18 protein-coding genes are annotated in these 18,928 nt (G+C 62.9%); 10 read left to right on the top strand and 8 right to left on the bottom strand.

Going from position 1 to position 18,928, the window contains the following annotated elements:
- Positions 1 to 13 precede the first annotated feature (13 nt).
- Entirely contained in the window at positions 14 to 886 is an 873-nt protein-coding gene (locus JM946_RS00760; protein WP_218042537.1) for a phosphatase PAP2 family protein, read from the bottom strand.
- 151 nt (positions 887 to 1,037) lie between these two features.
- Between JM946_RS00760 and JM946_RS00765 the strand changes: the two genes are divergently transcribed.
- The 3 genes from JM946_RS00765 to JM946_RS00775 all read left to right on the top strand — a co-directional run bounded on the left by JM946_RS00765 (position 1,038) and on the right by JM946_RS00775 (position 3,019).
- Entirely contained in the window at positions 1,038 to 1,502 is a 465-nt protein-coding gene (locus tag JM946_RS00765; RefSeq protein WP_203165232.1) for a hypothetical protein, read from the top strand.
- 180 nt (positions 1,503 to 1,682) lie between these two features.
- The gene (locus tag JM946_RS00770; protein ID WP_203165233.1) at positions 1,683 to 2,240 is read left to right on the top strand and encodes an RNA polymerase sigma factor; all 558 of its coding nucleotides are present in this window, start codon (positions 1,683 to 1,685) and stop codon (positions 2,238 to 2,240) included.
- 113 nt (positions 2,241 to 2,353) lie between these two features.
- Entirely contained in the window at positions 2,354 to 3,019 is a 666-nt protein-coding gene (locus JM946_RS00775; protein ID WP_203165234.1) for a hypothetical protein, read from the top strand.
- A gap of 21 nt (positions 3,020 to 3,040) precedes the next feature.
- Here JM946_RS00775 and JM946_RS00780 read toward each other — a convergent pair whose 3' ends face one another.
- Both JM946_RS00780 and JM946_RS00785 read right to left on the bottom strand, forming a co-directional pair.
- Positions 3,041 to 3,679: a DUF2799 domain-containing protein gene (locus JM946_RS00780; RefSeq protein ID WP_203165235.1), complete on the bottom strand. Its 639-nt coding sequence runs from the start codon at positions 3,677 to 3,679 to the stop codon at positions 3,041 to 3,043.
- A gap of 95 nt (positions 3,680 to 3,774) precedes the next feature.
- Positions 3,775 to 4,473, bottom strand: coding sequence for a TIGR04211 family SH3 domain-containing protein (locus JM946_RS00785; protein WP_203165236.1), 699 nt, complete (start codon positions 4,471 to 4,473; stop codon positions 3,775 to 3,777).
- Positions 4,474 to 4,585: 112 nt separating this feature from the next.
- On the opposite strand from JM946_RS00785, the gene speB reads away from it, so the two are divergent.
- Positions 4,586 to 5,386, top strand: coding sequence for an agmatinase (speB, locus tag JM946_RS00790; protein ID WP_203165237.1), 801 nt, complete (start codon positions 4,586 to 4,588; stop codon positions 5,384 to 5,386).
- A 7-nt stretch (positions 5,387 to 5,393) separates the two neighbouring features.
- On the opposite strand, the gene JM946_RS00795 is transcribed toward speB, so the two are convergent.
- The 3 genes from JM946_RS00795 to JM946_RS00805 all read right to left on the bottom strand — a co-directional run bounded on the left by JM946_RS00795 (position 5,394) and on the right by JM946_RS00805 (position 9,812).
- Entirely contained in the window at positions 5,394 to 6,008 is a 615-nt protein-coding gene (locus JM946_RS00795) for a response regulator transcription factor (RefSeq protein ID WP_203165238.1), read from the bottom strand.
- A gap of 122 nt (positions 6,009 to 6,130) precedes the next feature.
- A complete protein-coding gene (locus tag JM946_RS00800) occupies positions 6,131 to 9,169 on the bottom strand; it encodes a sensor histidine kinase (protein ID WP_203165239.1) in 3,039 nt (1,012 codons plus the stop codon).
- 4 nt (positions 9,170 to 9,173) lie between these two features.
- Positions 9,174 to 9,812: a response regulator gene (locus JM946_RS00805; RefSeq protein ID WP_203165240.1), complete on the bottom strand. Its 639-nt coding sequence runs from the start codon at positions 9,810 to 9,812 to the stop codon at positions 9,174 to 9,176.
- Between the two features lie 195 nt (positions 9,813 to 10,007).
- Here JM946_RS00805 and JM946_RS00810 point away from each other — a divergent pair, with 195 nt between their 5' ends.
- From JM946_RS00810 to JM946_RS00835, 6 genes are all read left to right on the top strand, one after another.
- Positions 10,008 to 10,367, top strand: a complete 360-nt coding sequence (locus JM946_RS00810; RefSeq protein ID WP_203165241.1) for a hypothetical protein — start codon at positions 10,008 to 10,010, stop codon at positions 10,365 to 10,367.
- A gap of 94 nt (positions 10,368 to 10,461) precedes the next feature.
- Positions 10,462 to 10,893: a nuclear transport factor 2 family protein gene (locus tag JM946_RS00815; protein ID WP_203165242.1), complete on the top strand. Its 432-nt coding sequence runs from the start codon at positions 10,462 to 10,464 to the stop codon at positions 10,891 to 10,893.
- Positions 10,894 to 10,920: 27 nt separating this feature from the next.
- A complete protein-coding gene (locus JM946_RS00820; RefSeq protein WP_203165243.1) occupies positions 10,921 to 11,400 on the top strand; it encodes a (2Fe-2S)-binding protein in 480 nt (159 codons plus the stop codon).
- A complete protein-coding gene (locus JM946_RS00825; RefSeq protein WP_203165244.1) occupies positions 11,400 to 13,553 on the top strand; it encodes a xanthine dehydrogenase family protein molybdopterin-binding subunit in 2,154 nt (717 codons plus the stop codon). The genes JM946_RS00820 and JM946_RS00825 overlap by 1 nt, the downstream gene beginning before the upstream one ends.
- Positions 13,553 to 14,170, top strand: a complete 618-nt coding sequence (locus JM946_RS00830; RefSeq protein WP_203165245.1) for an Isoquinoline 1-oxidoreductase subunit — start codon at positions 13,553 to 13,555, stop codon at positions 14,168 to 14,170. The genes JM946_RS00825 and JM946_RS00830 overlap by 1 nt, the downstream gene beginning before the upstream one ends.
- Positions 14,171 to 14,306: 136 nt before the next feature.
- The gene (locus JM946_RS00835; RefSeq protein ID WP_203165246.1) at positions 14,307 to 15,302 is read left to right on the top strand and encodes an SRPBCC family protein; all 996 of its coding nucleotides are present in this window, start codon (positions 14,307 to 14,309) and stop codon (positions 15,300 to 15,302) included.
- Here the strand turns inward: JM946_RS00835 and JM946_RS00840 are convergent.
- Both JM946_RS00840 and JM946_RS00845 read right to left on the bottom strand, forming a co-directional pair.
- Positions 15,296 to 17,200 (bottom strand): family 43 glycosylhydrolase, encoded by a 1,905-nt coding sequence (locus tag JM946_RS00840; protein WP_203165247.1) that lies wholly within the window; start codon positions 17,198 to 17,200, stop codon positions 15,296 to 15,298. The two genes, JM946_RS00835 and JM946_RS00840, sit on opposite strands and share 7 nt — an antisense overlap.
- Entirely contained in the window at positions 17,200 to 18,924 is a 1,725-nt protein-coding gene (locus tag JM946_RS00845; protein ID WP_203165248.1) for an arylsulfatase, read from the bottom strand. Before JM946_RS00845 ends, JM946_RS00840 begins: the two co-directional genes overlap by 1 nt.
- Positions 18,925 to 18,928 lie beyond the last annotated feature (4 nt).

Consider the following 18,928-nt stretch of genomic DNA (forward strand, 5'->3'; position numbering starts at 1 on the left):
CGGTCGAGAGAACTCAGGCCTGAATCGCTCCTTGCCGGCGCCGGTAGGCCTCGAGCCCGGCGATCCATGCCGCCACCCAGGCCGCGCCGAACGCATAGCCGCCGAGCACGTCGCTGAAATAGTGGACTTGCAAAATCACTCTGCTGAAACCTACACATACGATCAGCGCCATCGCCACGATCGCCACCGGCACATGAAAACGTTGCGGCGAATGAACCACCGCCAGATAGGCGAGCAGTCCATACACGATGAACGCGCCCGACGAATGCCCGCTGGGAAAGCTAAAGCCATCCGCGGCAGCGAACTCATGCAACCATTCTGGGCGCGCACGTTCGAAGAACGCTTTGAGTGCGGTGTTCAACAGACCGCCGCCCGCCGTGGCAATGGCCCAGATCGCAGCCAGAAACCAGCGACGACGGAACATCAGATACAGCGCGACCACTGCCCCCAGAGGGATCAGAAAACGTTTGTCACCTAAATCGGTGAGGAACGCGAACACACGCAGTTGAGCATCGCTGGCATGCCGGCTCAGCGAGTCGCTCAACGACGTGTCGAATCGCCCCAGATCTTCATCCACGGCGATTTCATCCGCGATTTCGGCGAATCCAATGCAGGCCGCGACAGCGACCGCGATGCTCACCAGCACCTGTATGCCGAGCTGCCGCACCGCGCGCCACATTCCGTGCACACGGGAAGGTAACGACAGCCGCTTCGCGTGCGGGCGAACGCGATCGATCCACTTCCGCAGCAGCGCCGTCAACGGTGCGCCGAAGCGTTGCAATCCCGACCAGAGCAACCACGTGAGCAGCAGCATGGTCACCGTGATGGCGGAAAGAACAGCCCACAGGTGGGTCGCAATGAGCTCTGTCAGTTCCGCGGTGGACATCATTCAGTAGTCGCGTCGCTCAGCCCGGCCTGCAGACAAGAAGTGGGGGCCGATTCTGTCTTGAAGCGGCGGGCTACTGCAACCGCACCGACGGCTCGCTGGTGAGAGATCCCCTTCCATGCGCACAGATGCTGGATCGAGGAGAACCGCCATGAACACGCATGCCGCGAGCTCGAATACGTCATCGCCTGCCCCGACGCTCGTCGCCAAGCATGACGGCCTGAAGGAGTACGTCGCCGCCGTGCTGTCCATCGCCATCGTCGGCTTCACGTTGTACTTCATGTGGGGGATGTTCGGTCGCGTGCACGACGATGCGATCAAGGAGGGCAAGTGGAACCAGCAATCCGCCATCCTGCAACTGGCGGTCGCACTGGCCGGCACCGTCACCGGATATTACTTCGGACGCATTCCGGCGGAACGAGCGGCGACAGCGTCGCAACAGGCGGCCGCGACCAGTAATGCATTGGCTCGGCAGGCAGCAGCCAAAGAGGCGCGCATCCGTGATCAGGTGCGCGATCTGCGCCTGCAGATCCCGAGCGCCAACGGAAAAGAGTCTTTGGATGCCAACGCCCTGCGCAACCTGGAAGTGCGACTCGAGGAAATACTCAGAACCTGACCCGAATCGAGGGGCTGGTGACCGGAACAAGACGTAGAGCCCGCGCACCGGTTGTTGCAAAGCCCATGACGGGCTCGGGCCGTTGTCGAGTCGTCTTACAAAACATTGCCCGGGATGACGCCGGCGCGAACTTGCGGTTATTCTTCCCGGACTGCCTTCAATGGACCGGGACAAAGATCCGTGGGCGATGATGCGATATCCGATGAGTTCGTGCGGCGGCACTATGCCGGACTGCAATCGCTCCTGCGCCGTAAGATTGGAGACCCGGCGATCGCGGCGGATCTGCTGAACGAGGCGGTGGCGACCGCCATGTCACATTCCCGCGATGGCCGCGTCGAACAGCCCGAGCGCATGGCGGGTTACGTGTATCGGGTCGCGCTCAATCTGTACCGCAACCATCGTAGGGAATTCGCCAACCGTCCCGACCTGCGCGCCGGCCCCGAAGACATCCACAGAATCCCGGACCGCGATGGCGAGAGCGAGCCGGTCGACCTCGGCCTGCTGCAGCGGGTGCGCACCCTGATCGGCGAGTTGCCGACGCCGCGGGATCGGGAAATCGTCAAGCGCTACTATCTCGACGAAGAAGAAAAAGAGAGCATCTGCCAGGCGCTGGAGTTGTCGCCGTTACACTTCGACCGTGTCATTTTCCGAGCCCGCCAGCGGCTGCGCACCTTGCTGGAGTCCAAGGGCTACGTGAAGTCCGATTTTTTCAATGTGCTGCTGGTCTGCCTGGCCTGAACTGTCCGGTCTGCTCTGAACTGTGTGGCCGGCGGTGGGAGATCGGCCCGGCCCGGCACAGATCGGCATGGGGATGGATCGATTCGAGGTGTGATGCATGATGGATTGACGATATGGACCGCGAATACATCGACCGGAACCACATTGTGGCGCGATATCTCGCCGATCAGCTTACCGACGACGAACGGGAAGCGTTCGAGGCTTACTACATGGAGCACCCGGAGATGGTGCGCGAGATGGAAGCCACCGCGCGATTCAAAAGCGCACTGGCAACGTTGGCCGATCGAGGCGAGCTGTCCACGTTGATCCACTCACACCCCACCCGTCGACCGTGGCAGTGGGCTGCGCTCGCTGCCACGGTCGCGGCTATTGCGATCGGCGTTAGCTACGTAGTGCGGACACCGACACCGCGCTCCCAAATGGTGGCGCACATGGAGGCGCTGCAACTTCCTATCGGCCGCATGGTGCGAATCGAACGCACGCGCGGCCTCACCGATGCAGAGTTCGAATTGCCCGCGGCCGGCACGGCCATTGGCTTGCAAATCGTGGCGGATTTCGAAGCGAGCCCGGCGGAGTATCGGGTCTCGCTGCTGCGAGAAGCGCAGGATGCTCCAGGCGCAATCGCGAAGCTCGAGCGCGTTGCGGCGAACGACGGCATCGTCACCGTCTATCTGGATCGCGCCGTGGTCCAGCCCGGAGTCTATCGCCTCAGCATCGAAGGAGCGAAAGGCACGGACGCCGAGGATCAGCGCTCCGACTTCCGCATACGGCTGCGCTAGGCGGAGCTCACATCGCTCGTTTCATGGGCTGAGCTGTAGCGTCGCGCGATAGTCCTGCAGATCGCGTTCCGAATGAACGCGCTCCTCTTCGAGTTGTTTGATCTCGGACTTCAGCCGGCCAACGAGCTCGCCGAGCTGCTTCACATCCACCACCGCCTGCGCTCGCTCCTCGACCGTCGCGTCACTGCTGATGGCAACGGCCGATCGCGTGACGATGTCGGCCTCGGCGTCACGCAGCTTCTCGCGCTTCGAGTTGAGGCTATGAGTCACATTCGACAGCCTCGACTCCAACGTGTACAGCTGCTGGCCCGATCGATACGCATCGGCAAATGCGGGCTCCAGATCCGCCGGGCAGATGCCGCTGTAGCTGCCGCCTTGCGACCCCAATCGGAAACCGTTGGCAGGCACGCAGAACTCGCGCAGGCCTGCTTCACGACCGGCCTGATAGGCGGCGAAATCGGGCGTCACGCCATGCTTGGCACACGCCTTACGATGCTGACCGATGCGGTCGCCGGCATATCCGCGAACGCCATCTTCGAAGCCGACGGTGCGCCAATCGACGGTGAGGCATTCCTCGCGATCCATCGTCGCGCAGGCGCCGAGCGCAAGCAGCACCATCGCGGCGCTTCCGCGCAGAATCGATCCAAACAGCGTCGGCATGTGCCCGCTCCCAGAAAGGCCCGGAGCGTAAAGTACCGACGAGCTGGAGCCGACTACGTGCGCCAGATCACACTTGAGGCGGGCCCTGATGGGGATCAATAGACTTTCAGACCGCCAAACTTTCGACGCAGCTTGCGAGCGAGCGTCTGGTAGCCACTTGCGTAGCCCAACGCGCCGGTCAGTATCACGGCAACCATCCATGCCCATGGCCCGCCGCCACCCGAACCATCCATTGTTTGCTCGGATACGACATCGGCGGCGTTGGCGGTCATGATCTGCACATGATCGTTGGCTGGGGGCGGAGGCGGTGCCGTGGTTGCAGCCGTTTTCAGCTGATCGACCTGGCCACGCAAGGTCATGTTCTCTTTTTTCAGAGCCGCAATCTCTGCGGTCAGTGCTTTCTCTTTGTCTGCGCCGCGCGTCGCGGCCTTCTGTTCCCGCTGCAATTCACGAAGCCGCACGGCAGCCGGCTCGTCGCTCGTCAAATAATTCGCGCCCACCCAACCTTCGCGCCCGCTTTCCAGGCGCACCCGAACCATGTTGCCCGAGCGCTCGAGCTCTTCGACGACATCGCCGGTTTGGATCGTCGCCACACGCTCCGTGCCCTGTGCAGGCTCGGCATAGACGTTCAACACCAGCTTGTCCGAAACGTAACGGACCTGCGCCACTGGCGGCGCAGCCGCCGGGAGGTCATTGGGCACAGCTTCCTGCCCGACGCCGACAAGCGGCACGGTCGCCCAGATCAGCGAGACTGTCGCTATTAGCTGACAACGCGTGGCACGGAATGTTTTCATAAACCCATGCTTCCAGAGTTGCCGCACTCGGGCAACCTCCGCAAGCTGAACGGCGCCGTTCATTCGACCGGCGTATGATTGTTTGCTCGACTCGTTTCCAAGGACACCGGCCATGACCAAGCTGTCGCTTCTGGGCATTCCCAACGACGACAATTCGTCGTATCTGAAGGGTTCGTCGCAGGCGCCGGATCCGATTCGCCGCGAATTGGTCAATGACGCCTATAGCATGTGGAGCGAAACCGGCGTCGACCTGGGCGCGCCAGGGCGACTGGTCGACCACGGCAACGTGCTGTTCGGCGACGGCCGTGACCCGTGGGAGCTTATCGAGCAGGCGGTGGACAAAGCGCTGGAGCCCGGGCATCCGCTGATTTGCCTCGGCGGCGATCATGCGATCACGCATCCGATCGTGCGCGCGGTTCGACGACGATTTCCCAGCCTCACGATTCTGCACATCGATGCGCACGCGGATATCTATCACGCGTACCAGGACAATCCTCGCTCGCATGCATCGCCCTTCGCGCGAATCATGGAACAGCGCCTGGCGGATCGGCTGATACAAGTGGGCCTGCGCACCATCTGCGATGAGCATCGCGCGCAGTTCAAACGTTTTGGCGTGGAAGTGATCGAAGCCGGGCGGTGGCAGGAGTGCATGCAACTGGAGTTCTCAACCCCGGTATATATCTCCTTGGACATCGACGGCATTGATCCGGCCTTCGCGCCCGGCGTTTCGCATCGGGAGCCCGGCGGCCCCTCGCCCCGCCAGGTGATCGATCTGATCCAGAGCATCCGCCAACCCATCGTCGCGGCCGACGTGGTCGAGTACAACCCGCAATGCGATATTTCCAACCAGACGGCGCTGGTGGCGGCCAAGCTGGTGAAGGAGATTGGGGGCATGATGGTGAAGAATCGCTGAGCCGCTGTCATACCAGCGACTGTTCCAACGATTGCGCCATGCGCACCAGATGGGCGAACGAGCGGGCGCCCATCTTCTGCATGATCCGACCGCGGTGGATTTGCACCGTGATTTCGGTTATGCCGAGCTCGCGAGCCACTTGTTTGTTCATCAGGCCGCTCACGATCAACTGCATAACCTGGCTTTCTCGCGGCGTGAGACTTCGGTGGCGCCGTTGAAGCTCCGTCAGCGCCGCCCGAGCCGCCTGCATGCGTCGATACTGATCGAGCGCCGAATGGACGGCCTGCAGCAGGCTCTCTTTCGGCAACGGCGACAGGAGGAAATCGACAGCGCCGGCTTTGATCGCGCGCACGGTGGCAGCAATGTCGACGCGAGCAGCGACGAACAAGGTTGGAACTCCCATCGTGGCCAGCTGCGCCTGCAGATCGAGTCCGCTCATATCCGGCAGATCGACATCCAGGATCACGCACGCTGGATCGGCAGCGGCCGATTCGGTGGTGAACTCGGCAGCGGAGCTGCACGCGATAGCCGCAAGCCCTGCGCCTTCGAGATACTCGCAAAGGGTATCGCGTGTCCGCGCGTTCTCGTTCACCACATAAATGAAATCGCCGTGCGCGCTCATCCCCGAGCTTCCGAACTTCGCAGCGAAGCACACTGCGCCAGAACAATGCATGCATATGCGCAGCAGCGCATCCTACGCTCCGGGAATCGCTCGATTACACTTTGGGGTGAGGCCGCGGCTCCTTAGTGCGCAGACCGGCGTTCTCGCCGCTCCGTTGCATAGGCAATAGATGCGCGAACTCTCAACTCGATGCTCGTGCCGGCGTCGGGCTTGCTTGCGATCTCCAACTGCGCCTGGATTTTCCGAGCGCGCTCGCGCATACCGGCCAGGCCCCAATGACCATCGGCCGCCGCGACCTTGAGTACCTCCACGTCGAAGCCTCGGCCGTCGTCGACCAGCCGCACTACGAACTCCCGGCGGGAGTAGATGATTCCGATATGTATGTTGCGAGCGTTGGCATGGCGAAGCGTGTTGTTGAGCGCTTCGGTCAGAATGCGTTGGGCTTCCTCCCCGACGACCGGGTGCAGCATTCGCGGCTCCCCTTCGACGCTCAGGCGCACGTCGCCCTTGGCATCTTCCGCCACGCGCTCGGTGAGCATGCGGATGGCGGCAGTGAAGTCGTGCCGTCCTTGCGTCGAGCGGCGCAGCGCCGTGACCCGAGTGCGTCCTTCCACCATGACTTCGTCGGCGCGCTCCAGCGCCTGCTCCATGATGTGGCGGGCCGGCTCGCCGACCGGAATCTTTTCCATCGCGCTCTGAAATTTGAGCATCAGTCCCTGCACGCTCTGCAGGAATGTATCGTGCAACTCGCGAGCGATGCGCTCGCGCTCCTCCAGGCTTGCCTCGAGCCGGGAACGCAGCCGGACGGCCACCTGCCTGAGTCGCCACGCGAACAAGGCCCACAACAGCGCCGCTGCGGCGAGCGCCACGATCACGCTGAACCAGGGTGTTTGATGGAAGGCCGGCAGCACCGCGAACGCGACGGTGGCGCCCTGCGCGTTGCACGCTCCATCCTGAGTGCACGCAGTCACGTGAAATCGGTAGTCGCCGGGCGGCAGGTCGTTATAGAACGCCTGGCGGCGCGCACCTACTTCCTGCCAGTGTTCGTCGTAGCCCTCGAGCCGATAACGAAACGTGAGCTTCTGTGGCAATGCCAAGCCCGGCGCCGTGTATGCCAACTCGATATCGCGCGTCAGTGGCGGCAGCTGCAGCTGCGAGCCCATGCTGTACGATTTGCGATCGGCGAGGATCGCTTCGATATGCACCGGTGGTACGAAGTCGCCCCGATCGGCTCGAGCAGGATCGATCATTTGCAAACCGTTGGCACTGGCGAACCACAGTCTGCCGTCGCGTGCGCGCGCGGCTTCTGGAGTAAAGGGCACGCGCGAAGTCAGCGATCCATACAACGTATCGAACAGGCGCACCGCCACACGTCGCGACGGGTCCGCGCGCCAGGCTGCCAGCTCGCTCTTGCGAATTCGAACCAGACCGCACTCGAGGTACAACCACAAATCTTCCGCAGCGTCGAATAGCATCGAGAAGGTGCGCTCGCAAGGCAGTCCGTTCGCGTGAGTCAGGGTGCGACGCTTTCCCGCCTGCGCTTCGATGAGACCGAATTCGGTTGCGCCGAGCACGGCGCCATCCTGCTGCACCAGGAGTTGATTCACTCGCCGATCCTGCACGGTGGGATTGATCTCGGCATACGAGAGCACGTCGAGCCGGCCGTTTCGAAAGTGAGCGAGATCGCCGCTCACCAGCCCAAGCCAGATGCCGCCCGCTGGATCCGCCGCCACTTTGCGCGCGGCCGGAATGTCCGGCGCGGGGAACTGCTCCCGAACCTTCGATCCTGCGACGCGCATCAGTCGGTGCGGTGTGATTGCCTCCATCCACACGTTGCGATCCTGGTCTTGCGCCAAGCCCACCACCAGGCCAGGAGGCCTGCCCTCGGCGTCGGCGACCGGGGTGAACTTGCTGCCGTCGTACAGCATCATCGACTGCTCCACGCCGATCCAGACCCGACCGGCGGCGTCTTCCAGCATCGATGTGATCTGCGCATTTCGTATGCGATGAGGGGCGTCGACCGTGGTGATCTCACCGTCTCGCAACACATTGAGACCGCCAATGGTGCCGATCCAGATCGAACCATCGGCGCGTGGCAGAACCGCGCCGACGCCATCAGAGCTGAGGCCTTCGCGAGTCGTGTATGTGACCACCTCGAGATCGCGAAACCGGTCCAGCCCTCGGGTGGTCGCGACCCAAACGTTGCCCTCGCGATCCTCGTAGATCCGCAACACAGTGTCGCTGGACAGTCCGTCGCTGCTTCGGAAACGTTCCACCCGATCGCCATGGATACGCAACAACCCCTGATCGCCCGTGCCGACCCACAGTGCGTCGTGGGAATCCACGAAGAGGGTGTAGATCATCAACGCGCTCGAATCGAGCTCGGGCGACAGCAAGGGTTGTAACTTTCCGTCGACCACGCGCTGCAGCCCGCCTTCGTGACCAGGAGTGTTCATGCCGACCCACAGATCGCCGCGCCTGGTTGCGACGATGGCACTGATGCCGCCCATGCCGCGGTTGGCCTCCAGCGCAGCCGGACGAATGACGTCTGTCTTGCCATCCCGCCAATTCAGCAGCGCCATGTCCGCGCCTACCCAGAGGCTGCCGTCGGGTCCTTGCGCGAGCCCGTGCGTACAACAGGAATTCGCGCTGAGATCCAGGCCGGGCAGCGGCGCCGGACATTGCAGGCGATCGTCCTGAACCACGCACAGACTGCGCTCGATGGGCGACGGGTTGCCCTGGACCGCCCACACCCGCCCGTCGCGGCCGACCTGGATCTTGAGCACCAGGCCGGGCCCGGTCGAGATTCTGGTCAGGCGCCCGTCGCGCAGTCGGTCCAGCCCGAGGATGCTGCCGATCCACAGGCTGCCGTCGTCGGTGGCCAACAGCGAAGTGATGTACTTGGAAGCGAACTGCTCGCCGTGCGCGGACGTCCAGGGCACGAAGCGCACGCCGTCGAATCGCAACAATCCCCACGTCGTGCCGATCCATAGATACCCATCGATGCCGTGCGCCATCGCCTCGGGCACGGCGGGCAATGCCCCGTCCTGCACTTTCCACACCGAGTGTCCGTATTGAGAGAGCCGATGCGAAGGCTCCAGCGCGTAGCCACGCTCGCAGGTGAGCGCGAGACAGACAAAGATCAAAATGAGCCGGGCCAAGCGGTCAGATCTCGATGATGCCGCGCTTCACTGCCATCACGACGGCATGCGTCCGATCCCGCGCATCCAGCTTGGCGAGGATGCTCTTCATATGCGCTTTGACGGTGTCCTCGGAGATGCCGAGCTCGGCCGCGATCGACTTGTTGGCATTGCCGCCGGCAACACTGCGGAGAACCTCCAGCTCCCGCAGCGACAAAGTTTCATCGCCCACGTGCTCCGCGAGACCTACTGCGACCTCCGGCGGAATCACCCGACGCCCGGCGTGCACGGCCCGAATCGCGTCTCGCAGTTCCTTTCGCAGCGTGCCCTTCAACAGGAAACCGCTAGCACCATGACGGAGCGCGCCGCTCACCTGCACGTCGCCTTGGAACGTGGTCAACACGAGGATGCGTGCGTCCGTAAACTCTTCCCGGATGATACGAATGGCTTCGATGCCGCTCATGTCCGGCATCTGCAGATCCATCAGCGTCACATCCGGCCGTACGCGCCGGAACTGTTCGATACCGGTCCGGGCGTCGACCGCCTCGCCCACCAGCGTCATGTCCGCCTGATCGGCCAGCGCCGAGGCGATGCCTTCGCGAAGCAGGGGATGATCGTCGATAGCGAGCACGCGGATGGGTCGCGCAGAAATGTTCGCAGACATGATGGACTCCAGACTGCGCGCGATTATGTCTTAACAAACAGCGCAAGTCGGAAGATAGCCTACCGCGCGGGCCGCTGCATCCTGGAAATCGCCAGCGAGCGATTACCCGAAAGGGTGAATGGAACACTGCTCGCGAGTGGGTGGTCGCTTGCGACCACCCCTCCTACGCTGCGCCGGATGCAGGGATTTTTCTCCATGTTCCCGACCGGACAACCAGGTATTGCGCTGCTGTTTCTGCGCGCTTCGGTGGCGGCCACGCTGCTGTTCGCCGTCCTTCCCGCGCCATTCACATTGTCACTGAAACTGGCCGGCGCCGTGATCGCGCTGGCATTGCTGGTCGGCATAGCCTCTTCGGTGTGCGCGGCGCTGTGCTGTATCGCCGAGCTGGCGTTCATGCTCACCTCGAGCGGGACTGTCGCGATCTGCTCGGGACTGGCTGCGCTGATCTCGCTGGCGCTCGCATTGCTCGGCCCTGGTGGGTATTCAGTGGATGCGCGCGCGTTCGGCCGGCGCAGGATCATCTTCACTCGCCATGGCGGCGACGAGGAGCGATAGCGCGACCGCTTGCGCGATCCCAATCATCGAAACATATGATTGTCACGTCCATGGCGCTGCTTACGATGATCGAACGCCTTCAGGAGCCTCGCTCATGGCCCACGACATCGAAGCCCGCAACAAGGACGTCATCCGCAAAGCCTTCGCCGCCTGGGCCGCCGGCACTGGCGGTCCGTTCGAACTGCTGACACCGGAAGCGACCTGGACCATCGTCGGTCGCTCCGTTGCCGCGAAGACCTATCCCAATCGTGCGGCATTTATCAGCGAAGTGATCGCGCCATTCAATGCGCGCATGCGCGAGCGCTTGGTTCCGACGGTCCACGAGATCTTGGCCGACGGCGACAAAGTACTGGTCTTCTTCGACGCACGCGCCACCACTCACGACGGCACCCCCTACACGAATACATATGCATGGCTGTTGACCATGCGGGACGAGATGATCGTCAACGCGACCGCATTCTTCGACAGCATCGCGTTCGATGAGCTCTGGCATCGCGTGCAGCCGCGGGAGAGCGGCGCCCGATAGTGGATTCTGCAGAGACGAGGAACGAATATGCCAACACAAATCAACGTCAACGGCGCCATGCACTCGGTGGACGTGGATGACGACACACCGTTGCTATGGGTACTGCGCGATGTCGTCGGGCTCACAGGAACGAAGTTCGGCTGCGGCGTGGCCCTTTGTGGTGCGTGCACGGTGCATATCGACGGCGTGCCGCGACGTTCGTGCATCACTACAGTTGGCTCCATCGGCAACGCTTCGATTCGCACCATTGAAACGCTCGACGCCAATCCGATCGGCAAGGCTTTGCAAAAGGCCTGGCTCGATCTGGAAGTCGTTCAATGCGGCTACTGCCAATCCGGCCAGCTCATGTCCGCGGCCGCGCTGCTCGCCGGCAATCCCAAACCCAGCGACGCGGATATCGACACGGTCATGAGCGGCAACATCTGTCGCTGCGGCACGTACGGGCGCATCCGCTCCGCGATCAAACAAGCAGCGAATCAGCTCGGCTCGAGCCAGGAGAGTGCGTGATGCGCGACCAGGAGTCGAACTCGGTTTCGCGTCGTGCGTTTCTCGCCAGCGCTGCGGCGGTCGGCGGCGGATTGCTCATTGGCTTTCGAGTTCCGGTTGCCGGAGCCAGCCAGGACACGAGCGCGCTCGCGCCGAATGCATTTGTTCGCGTCGATCGCGATGGCCGCATCAAGGTGACGCTGCCCTACGTCGAGATGGGACAAGGCGCCTACACCGCACAGGCGCAATTGCTGGCGGAAGAGCTGGAAGTCGATATCGAACAGCTCACGCTGGAACACGCTCCACCGAACGAAGCGCTCTACAGTCATCCGGTCTTCGGCGATCAGATTACCGGTGGCTCGGCCGGACTGCGTGGCGCATGGGAGCCACTACGAATCGCAGGAGCGACGACGCGAGTGCTGCTCATCAACGCCGCCGCCCGCCGTTGGCGTGTGAACCCGAAAACATGCATCGCCGAACGAGGCGAAGTCGTTCACGCCCGCTCGGGCCGACGCCTGAAGTATTCGGAGCTCGTGGATGCGGCCGCTCGCCTGCCGGCGCCGGAGAACGTGCCGCTGAAATCCCCTGCTGATTTCAAGCTGGTCGGCAAATCGGTCAAGCGCGTCGATACGCCCGACAAGGTCAACGGTCGAGCCAAGTTCGGCATCGATGCCGCTCCCGCGGGTGTGAAGTTCGCCGCCGTCGCCGCCTGTCCGGTATTTGGTGGCAAACTCGGTTCACTCGACGACAGCGCGGCCAAAGCTGTTCGCGGAGTGCGGCAAATCGTTCGTCTGGAAGACACCGTGGCGGTGGTCGCCGATCACACCTGGGCCGCGCGCAAGGGCCTCGCCGCACTCAAGATCAAGTGGAACGAAGGCGCGAGCGCCAGGATCGACACCAAACAACTCATGGCCGAGCTCGACGCCGGCCTGGATCAAGAAGGCGTGGTGGCAGTCGCCAAAGGCGATGTGAGCGCTGCCGAGGCCGGAGCCGCATCGAGCTATGAAGCAGTGTTCCGTCTGCCGATGCTCGCGCATCTGGCGATGGAGCCGATCAACTGCACCGCCCATGTTCGCAAGGATGGCTGTGAGATCTGGGTCGGTTGCCAGCGCCTGGCGCTGGCACGCCGGATGGCCGCTGAAGCACTAGGCATGCCCGCCGAAAAGATCACGATCCACAATCATCTGCTGGGTGGCGGTTTCGGTCGGCGGCTGGAAGCGGACTACGTCGCGCAGGCGGTCCGCATCGCACGTCATGTCGATGGCCCGGTAAAAGTGATCTGGAGCCGGGAGGAGGACGTGCAGCACGACTACTTCCGATATCACAATCATAGCCGCGTACGCGTCGCGCTGGATGCGCAACAGGCGCCGGTATCGTTCTCTCACAAACTCGTGGGGCCGGCCGTGATGGCCCGCTGGCTGCCAGTGTTCTTCAAGGACGGCGTGGATTTCGACATCATCAGCGTTGCAGCCGGCGCTTATTCCTGGCCGAACGTTCGAGTCGAATACGTGCGCCGTGATCCACCCACGGGCTTGAACTTCGGCAACTGGCGCGGCGTAGGCGCATCACGCAACGCCTTCATCGTCGAGAGCGTGATCGACGATCTCGCACGTCGCGCCGGCAGCGATCCCCTCGCCTATCGTCGCAAGTTGCTTGCAGGCTCTCCGCGACTGCTTGCCGTGCTGGACAAAGCGGTAGAGCTCGCGAACTGGGAGAGTCCATTGCCGCCCGGGCGCGGACGTGGCGTCGCCGTGCTCGATGATTTCGGCAGCTATGTCGCGCAAGTCGCGGAAGTCACTGTCGGACGTAACGGCCGCGTGCGAGTGGATCGCGTCGTCTGCGTGGTCGACTGCGGCCTCGCGGTGAATCCCGACATCGTCAAGGCGCAGATGGAAGGCGGCATCATCTACGGCGTTTCCGCGGCGCTGTACGGCAAGATCACGGTCGCCAACGGCCGGATTCAACAAGGCAACTTCGACGACTGCCCGGTCGTGCGCATGCAAGACGCGCCACGAATCGATGTGCACGTGATCCCTAGCGGCGAAGCGCCTGGCGGTGTGGGCGAGCCGGGCACAGCCGTGGTGTTCCCAGCCGTCACCAACGCGATCTTCGCCGCCACTGGCAAGCGCGTGTTCGAGCTTCCCATCGACGCCACTCAACTGAGGATTTCCTGATGTTCTCGCACCGATCGGTCGCAACCGCGGCGCTGCTGCTGTTGTCGACTAATGTGACTTTGGCGGACTCGTCCGGCGAGTCGTTACGAGCGCCGAAAGCGTTCGATTCGGTGCGCAACCGAACCGAGCGTTCGGTCGCGCTGTTCACCGAAGCGGGCAAAGTTTTACAGCATCCGCGCTGTCTCAACTGTCACCCGGTCGAGCGTCAACCCACACAGGGAGACGATCTGCATCCGCATATGCCGCCCGTGCATGGCGGACCCGAGAATCGCGGCACGAAGGAACTGCCATGCACGAGTTGTCATGGCCCGCACAACACGGCGACGCTCGGCACAGGATTGAAAAGCATTCCAGGCAGCGATCCGTGGGCGCTCGCGCCCGCGTCGATGGCGTGGCAGGGCTTCTCGCTCGGCGAGATCTGCGCTCAACTGAAAGATCCGGCGCGCAACGGCAATCGCACCCTGGCACAGATCGAAGAACACCTGGCGAAAGATCATCTGGTCGGCTGGGCCTGGCATCCAGGCGAAGGTCGGACTCCAGCGCCAGGCACTCAGCAGATCTTCGGCGAGCTGATCGCGGCGTGGATCAAGACCGGCGCGCATTGTCCGAAACCTTGAAGTCGGCCCGAGCACCCGGCATCGCCGCGGGATCTTTTGCCGGAGTGACGTATTTATTTGGCTCCACTCTGGCGTCCGTCTGCGACTGGCACGATGCCAACGCAGGCGACGCCCATCGTCTGAGGAGAGCCACGTCATGTACTCAGATCAAGCGGGGATCACCACTACTGTCGCCGCGACCGCCGCAGCTCTCGCCGTGGGCGCGAGCCTGATGTTCTTGCTCGATCCCAGATCGGGTCGACGCCGGCGCGCCCTGCTGGTCGATCAGATGAATCGTCGCACACGTGAAGGTCGCGAGTTCACCAGAAAAGTCAGCGTCGACGCGCAGAATCGCATTCGCGGCCTGGCGCATCGTTCACGCGCTGTCTTACAGCGTGAATCCGCTGACGGCGAAATCTCTGCAGAGCGAAGCGGAAGCGAGTCGCCTGGCGGTCCGATGCCGGAATATCTGCAAGACAACTGGGCGCCGGCGCCCAGAGTGCTCGCGGGACTCATCGGCTTGGGATTGGTGGCCACGGGCGGGCTTGCCAACAGGCGCCTCGGTTCGAGAAGCGGCACTTTGACCACGACCTCACTCGGAATCGCCGGCACTGCACTGCTGTTGCGCGCGATCAGCAATCGGCCCTTCTCTCGATTATTGAGTCGCGCCACCGATGCGGAAGACGGTTTTCTGATTCAGAAGTCCCTGCATATCTACGCGGAAACGGACGAGCTCTATTCGGCGTGGCGCGCCATGGAGAACTTCCCGGGATTCATGAGCCACCTCCGGGAAGTCACCAAGCTCGATGAGCGGCATTACCGCTGGAGCGTCGACGGCCCTGGCGGCGTGCCGGTGAGCTGGGAATCGGAGATCACCGCCGATGTTCCCAATGAATTGATCGCATGGCGCACCGTTCCGGGGTCGGTCGTTCAGAGCTCGGGTGTGGTGCAGTTCGAGCCCACCAGCGTCGGTGGCACGCGCATCCATCTGCGCATGACCTATCGCCCGCCGGCCGACATGATCGGTCATGCCGCGGCCGTGATGTTCGGCGCAGACCCTCGCCGTCAGATCGACGAGGACCTGCTGCGATTCAAATCGTTCATGGAGACCGGCAAAACCACCGGCCGCGAAGGAACGGTGTTACGTCACTGAGCGAGCACGCGAATGGCGCGCTCGTCGCCGATCTCCAGAGGCACGAGGCCGAACTGGCGGCGATACGGAGCAGTCACGTCGTTGCCGAACATCGTGGTCCAGTAGCGACCTTGCTTGTCGCGAAACGGAGTGCCGTGGCCCGCGTGCGGCGCTCCGAGTCTGCGCTTGGTGTATGGGCCAAACAACGACTTCGACGTGCCATACATCATGTCGTACGTACCGTGAGTGCGCAGTGGGCCATTCCACTCCGCACCCGTGACGAAGTAGGTGTCGCCCACTTTGATGATGGCGTTGCCCTCGTAGCCGATATGCTCGCCATCCGTGTCCACCAGACGACGCACCGGCCCGTCGAAAGCGTCACGCTTCGCGTTGAGCTTGCCGAGGTTGCCGCCGCCCCAGAGCAAATAAACATCCTGGCCGTCCTGGAACACGAAACCGTCGATGCCGGTCACGAATGGACCCTTGGTCACGTTCTCATACGGCCCTTCGGCCTTGCCGGTCTTGGAACGGTAGATCCAGGTCTTGCCGCCGACGTCCCGCTCCATGATGGAGAACGCAATGTAGTAGGTCTGGTCGCGCTCGATCCAGCTGATCTCCGGGGCCCAGAGCTCGGCCACATTCCCGAAGTCGTGGCCCAGCCCCTGCCATCTGAAGACCGTGCCGCTCTTGACCCATGTCTCGAGATCCGACGAGCGCCACAGGTTGATGCCGCCTTCTGGATAAACCAGACCGAAGCCTCCTTGCGTGCCGACCAGGTAATACTTCCCGTCGCCCCCGAGGGCGACAGAAGGATCACGCATGAATTCGCCCGATATCAGAGCACGCTGCGCGGCCACGGCGCCGCTCTCGGTCAGAACGTTCGCTGACTGCCGCCAACGGCCTTCTGGCGCGCGTTCCAGCGGCGCGAGCCCGACTTGCTCGCAGAACAGAGCGAAATCGTCTTCGCATTTCGGGTTGTAGCTCGCCAGCAGCGTGCCTTGCTCATCGCGCACGATGGTGGTTTGACTGGCATGCGGAACGGCAAGATAGCGCAACGAGAAAGGACCGTAAGGAGTCGGCCCTTCCGCCATGAAAACATCGTCGGTCGGGCTACGCATGCGTCCCGTCACTTCATTGGCGACGAGCACGTACCGGCCGTCAGCCTTGAACATCGAAGCGCCCGCGGAGCCCACGCGGGTACGCACCGGCCAATCCTTGCCTGGCGGCGGATTCTTCGCGAACAACGCAGGATCCGGCTTCAAGAAACGGGGTTGTTCGGCCAGCTTCTGAAGATCGGGGGCTAGCGAAGCGATCATGCCCGCGCCCCACAGCAGATAGGCTTTGCCGTCATCGTCCATGAACAACGAAACATCGGACGTGTTCTCGACGAGGCACGGCGATGTCTGGTACTGCCCGGTGGGATCGGCTACCGAGCCGCGCGCGATACGCGCGCACCCGTTCGCGTCGGCATAGGCAAGGTAAAGAGCTTCGCCGTGCACCGACACTTCAGGCGCGGCGATGCGCTGGCCGCGCGCATGGACGATGCCGAGTGACTTCCAATTGCGCCGGTCATCCGACGTCCAAAGCTGAACGCCGTCGCGTGGCATCTCACGCAGGATCGTGCCCGTCAGAAACCAAACATTGTTCGCTGAGCGCGCGATCGACGCGTCCAGCATCGGCTTGCCAGCGAAGATTGCTTCAACGGGCTTGGCTTGCGCCGACGGCATCACCGTCGCGTTCCGGTCCTGCGACGGATGATCGAGGAAGATATCGTCCGCCGGCGGCCGGCGCTTGCTCGCTCCGAGCGCAGCCGAAGAAGACAGCGCCAGAGCAAGTGCGACCGCCGCAGCGCCGACCCGCATCAAGCCGCGTGGCTTGGATTCAACGCCGCCACACGGGCCGTGCTCGATTTGTTTCATTACGTCGGCTCACGGCGCTGGCGCGCTTTGACCTCGGTCGACCACTCGTTCCACAGCTTGATGAGCTTGGCAGCACGTTTGGGCTCCCTCGCGATCATGTCCCGAGTTTCGCTGCGATCCTGCTTCAAGTTGTAGAGAGACCAGGGCGCATAGACTTCGGATCGCGGTCCCGGCGCACGAGCGACGAGTTTCCAGTCGCCCAGAATCACCGCGCGCGAACCTTCGTGCTCGAAGAACAGCGGCTCGCTCCGCGAGACTTGCTTGCCCGCCAGCACCGGCGCGAGCGAGACGCCGTCGATCGGCGGCTGACCCGAAGTGCGCGGCTTCACATTGGCCAGCTCATAAAACGTCGGCGCGATGTCCATGACGTGGCCGAGCGTGTCGACGCGAGCACCCGCCTTGCGCTTCATGCCTTTGGGCCAGCTCACCAGCATCGGTGTATGGATGCCGCCGTCGTACGCTTCGGCCTTCCAGTAACGCCAAGGCGTGTTGGCCGCGTTCGCCCAATACGGACCGATGCCGGCCATGCTCGTGTCGGATCCCAGCGTCGGTTGCTGCGCGCCGTAATGGATCTTCCTGCCATCACGCGTCTTGCTATGACGATCGTAGCCCGGTTGATAACCTTCACCGTCCATCGTCTCCGGCGATGCGCCGTTGTCCGAGACGAACACGATGACCGTGTTCTCGAACTTACCCGTGCGCTCGAGCGCGTCGATCACACGACCAATGCCAGCGTCCATCACATCGATCATGGCGGCATGGACGGCCATCTTCTCTGACTGATGGGCGCGCTCGGCGGGGCTCAACTCCGCCCACGGCTTCGCCGGATGGGGCGCCCAATCGCCGGTGAGCGATGTCTCCGGTGTGACCTTCGGATCGATCAATCCGAGCTTCACCTGACGGGCATAGCGCTCCTGCTGCAGCTTCTCCCAACCACCGTCATAGCGGCCGCGATACTTCGCGATGGCGGATTCGGGCGCGTGCAGCGGCCAATGCGGCGCGGTGTACGCCAGATAGAGAAAGAACGGCTGGTCATCCCTGGCGAGCTTTTCTATATCGCTGACGGCGCGATCGCTCAGCGCATCGGTGAGGTAGAAATCCTTGGGCACCGTGCGAACGGGCTCGAAGCCTTCCACCAGCGAGAACGGGTCGAAGTAGCTGGAGACTCCCCAGACGATGCCGTAGTGAGTTTCAAAGCCGCGCGCCGCCGGATACGTATTTCGATCGCCGAAGTCGCGATCGAAATACGCCTGATGATTGATCCACTTCAGATGCTCGGCGGGATCCTTCAGCGGTGTGGCTCGCGTCAGGTGCCACTTGCCGACCATGGCCGTGCGATACCGTGCGTCTCGCAACTCTTCCGCCACGGTTCGCACTTCCAGCGACATGCTGCCGCCGTTCTCGCCCATGCCGACCCGGTGCGCATAGCGACCGGTCAGCAGGTTGGCGCGCGATGGCGAGCAGCGCGACGAATTGTAGAAATTGGTGAACTGCAATCCGCTCGCCGCCAATCGATCCAGATTGGGCGTTTCGATCTCGCCACCGTAGGCGCCGATGTCGGAGTAGCCGAGATCGTCCGCCATGATGACCACGAAGTTGGGCCGCTCATCGGCGGCCGCTTGCGCGACCGCCGAGCTGTGCAGCCAGAGGGCGGCGCTGAAAGCCAGCGCCGCTGCTCTTTTTCCGATCGAACCGAGTTGCCTGATCGAACCGTTGGCAGTCATCGAA

This window comes from Steroidobacter gossypii, from assembly GCF_016801985.1.
Taxonomy (GTDB): domain Bacteria; phylum Pseudomonadota; class Gammaproteobacteria; order Steroidobacterales; family Steroidobacteraceae; genus Steroidobacter; species Steroidobacter gossypii.

What these genes read in the sequence shown, in the direction of transcription:
- JM946_RS00820 (WP_203165243.1), top strand. Translation starts at nt 10,921, where the DNA reads ATGCCAACACAAATCAACGTCAACGGCGCCATGCACTCGGTGGACGTG.
- JM946_RS00765 (WP_203165232.1), top strand. Translation starts at nt 1,038, where the DNA reads ATGAACACGCATGCCGCGAGCTCGAATACGTCATCGCCTGCCCCGACG.
- JM946_RS00805 (WP_203165240.1), bottom strand. Translation starts at nt 9,812, where the DNA reads ATGTCTGCGAACATTTCTGCGCGACCCATCCGCGTGCTCGCTATCGAC.
- JM946_RS00785 (WP_203165236.1), bottom strand. Translation starts at nt 4,473, where the DNA reads ATGAAAACATTCCGTGCCACGCGTTGTCAGCTAATAGCGACAGTCTCG.
- JM946_RS00780 (WP_203165235.1), bottom strand. Translation starts at nt 3,679, where the DNA reads ATGCCGACGCTGTTTGGATCGATTCTGCGCGGAAGCGCCGCGATGGTG.
- speB (WP_203165237.1), top strand. Translation starts at nt 4,586, where the DNA reads ATGACCAAGCTGTCGCTTCTGGGCATTCCCAACGACGACAATTCGTCG.
- JM946_RS00815 (WP_203165242.1), top strand. Translation starts at nt 10,462, where the DNA reads ATGGCCCACGACATCGAAGCCCGCAACAAGGACGTCATCCGCAAAGCC.
- JM946_RS00845 (WP_203165248.1), bottom strand. Translation starts at nt 18,924, where the DNA reads ATGACTGCCAACGGTTCGATCAGGCAACTCGGTTCGATCGGAAAAAGA.
- JM946_RS00830 (WP_203165245.1), top strand. Translation starts at nt 13,553, where the DNA reads ATGTTCTCGCACCGATCGGTCGCAACCGCGGCGCTGCTGCTGTTGTCG.
- JM946_RS00835 (WP_203165246.1), top strand. Translation starts at nt 14,307, where the DNA reads ATGTACTCAGATCAAGCGGGGATCACCACTACTGTCGCCGCGACCGCC.
- JM946_RS00840 (WP_203165247.1), bottom strand. Translation starts at nt 17,200, where the DNA reads ATGAAACAAATCGAGCACGGCCCGTGTGGCGGCGTTGAATCCAAGCCA.
- JM946_RS00760 (WP_218042537.1), bottom strand. Translation starts at nt 886, where the DNA reads ATGTCCACCGCGGAACTGACAGAGCTCATTGCGACCCACCTGTGGGCT.
- JM946_RS00775 (WP_203165234.1), top strand. Translation starts at nt 2,354, where the DNA reads ATGGACCGCGAATACATCGACCGGAACCACATTGTGGCGCGATATCTC.
- JM946_RS00810 (WP_203165241.1), top strand. Translation starts at nt 10,008, where the DNA reads ATGTTCCCGACCGGACAACCAGGTATTGCGCTGCTGTTTCTGCGCGCT.
- JM946_RS00795 (WP_203165238.1), bottom strand. Translation starts at nt 6,008, where the DNA reads ATGAGCGCGCACGGCGATTTCATTTATGTGGTGAACGAGAACGCGCGG.
- JM946_RS00825 (WP_203165244.1), top strand. Translation starts at nt 11,400, where the DNA reads ATGCGCGACCAGGAGTCGAACTCGGTTTCGCGTCGTGCGTTTCTCGCC.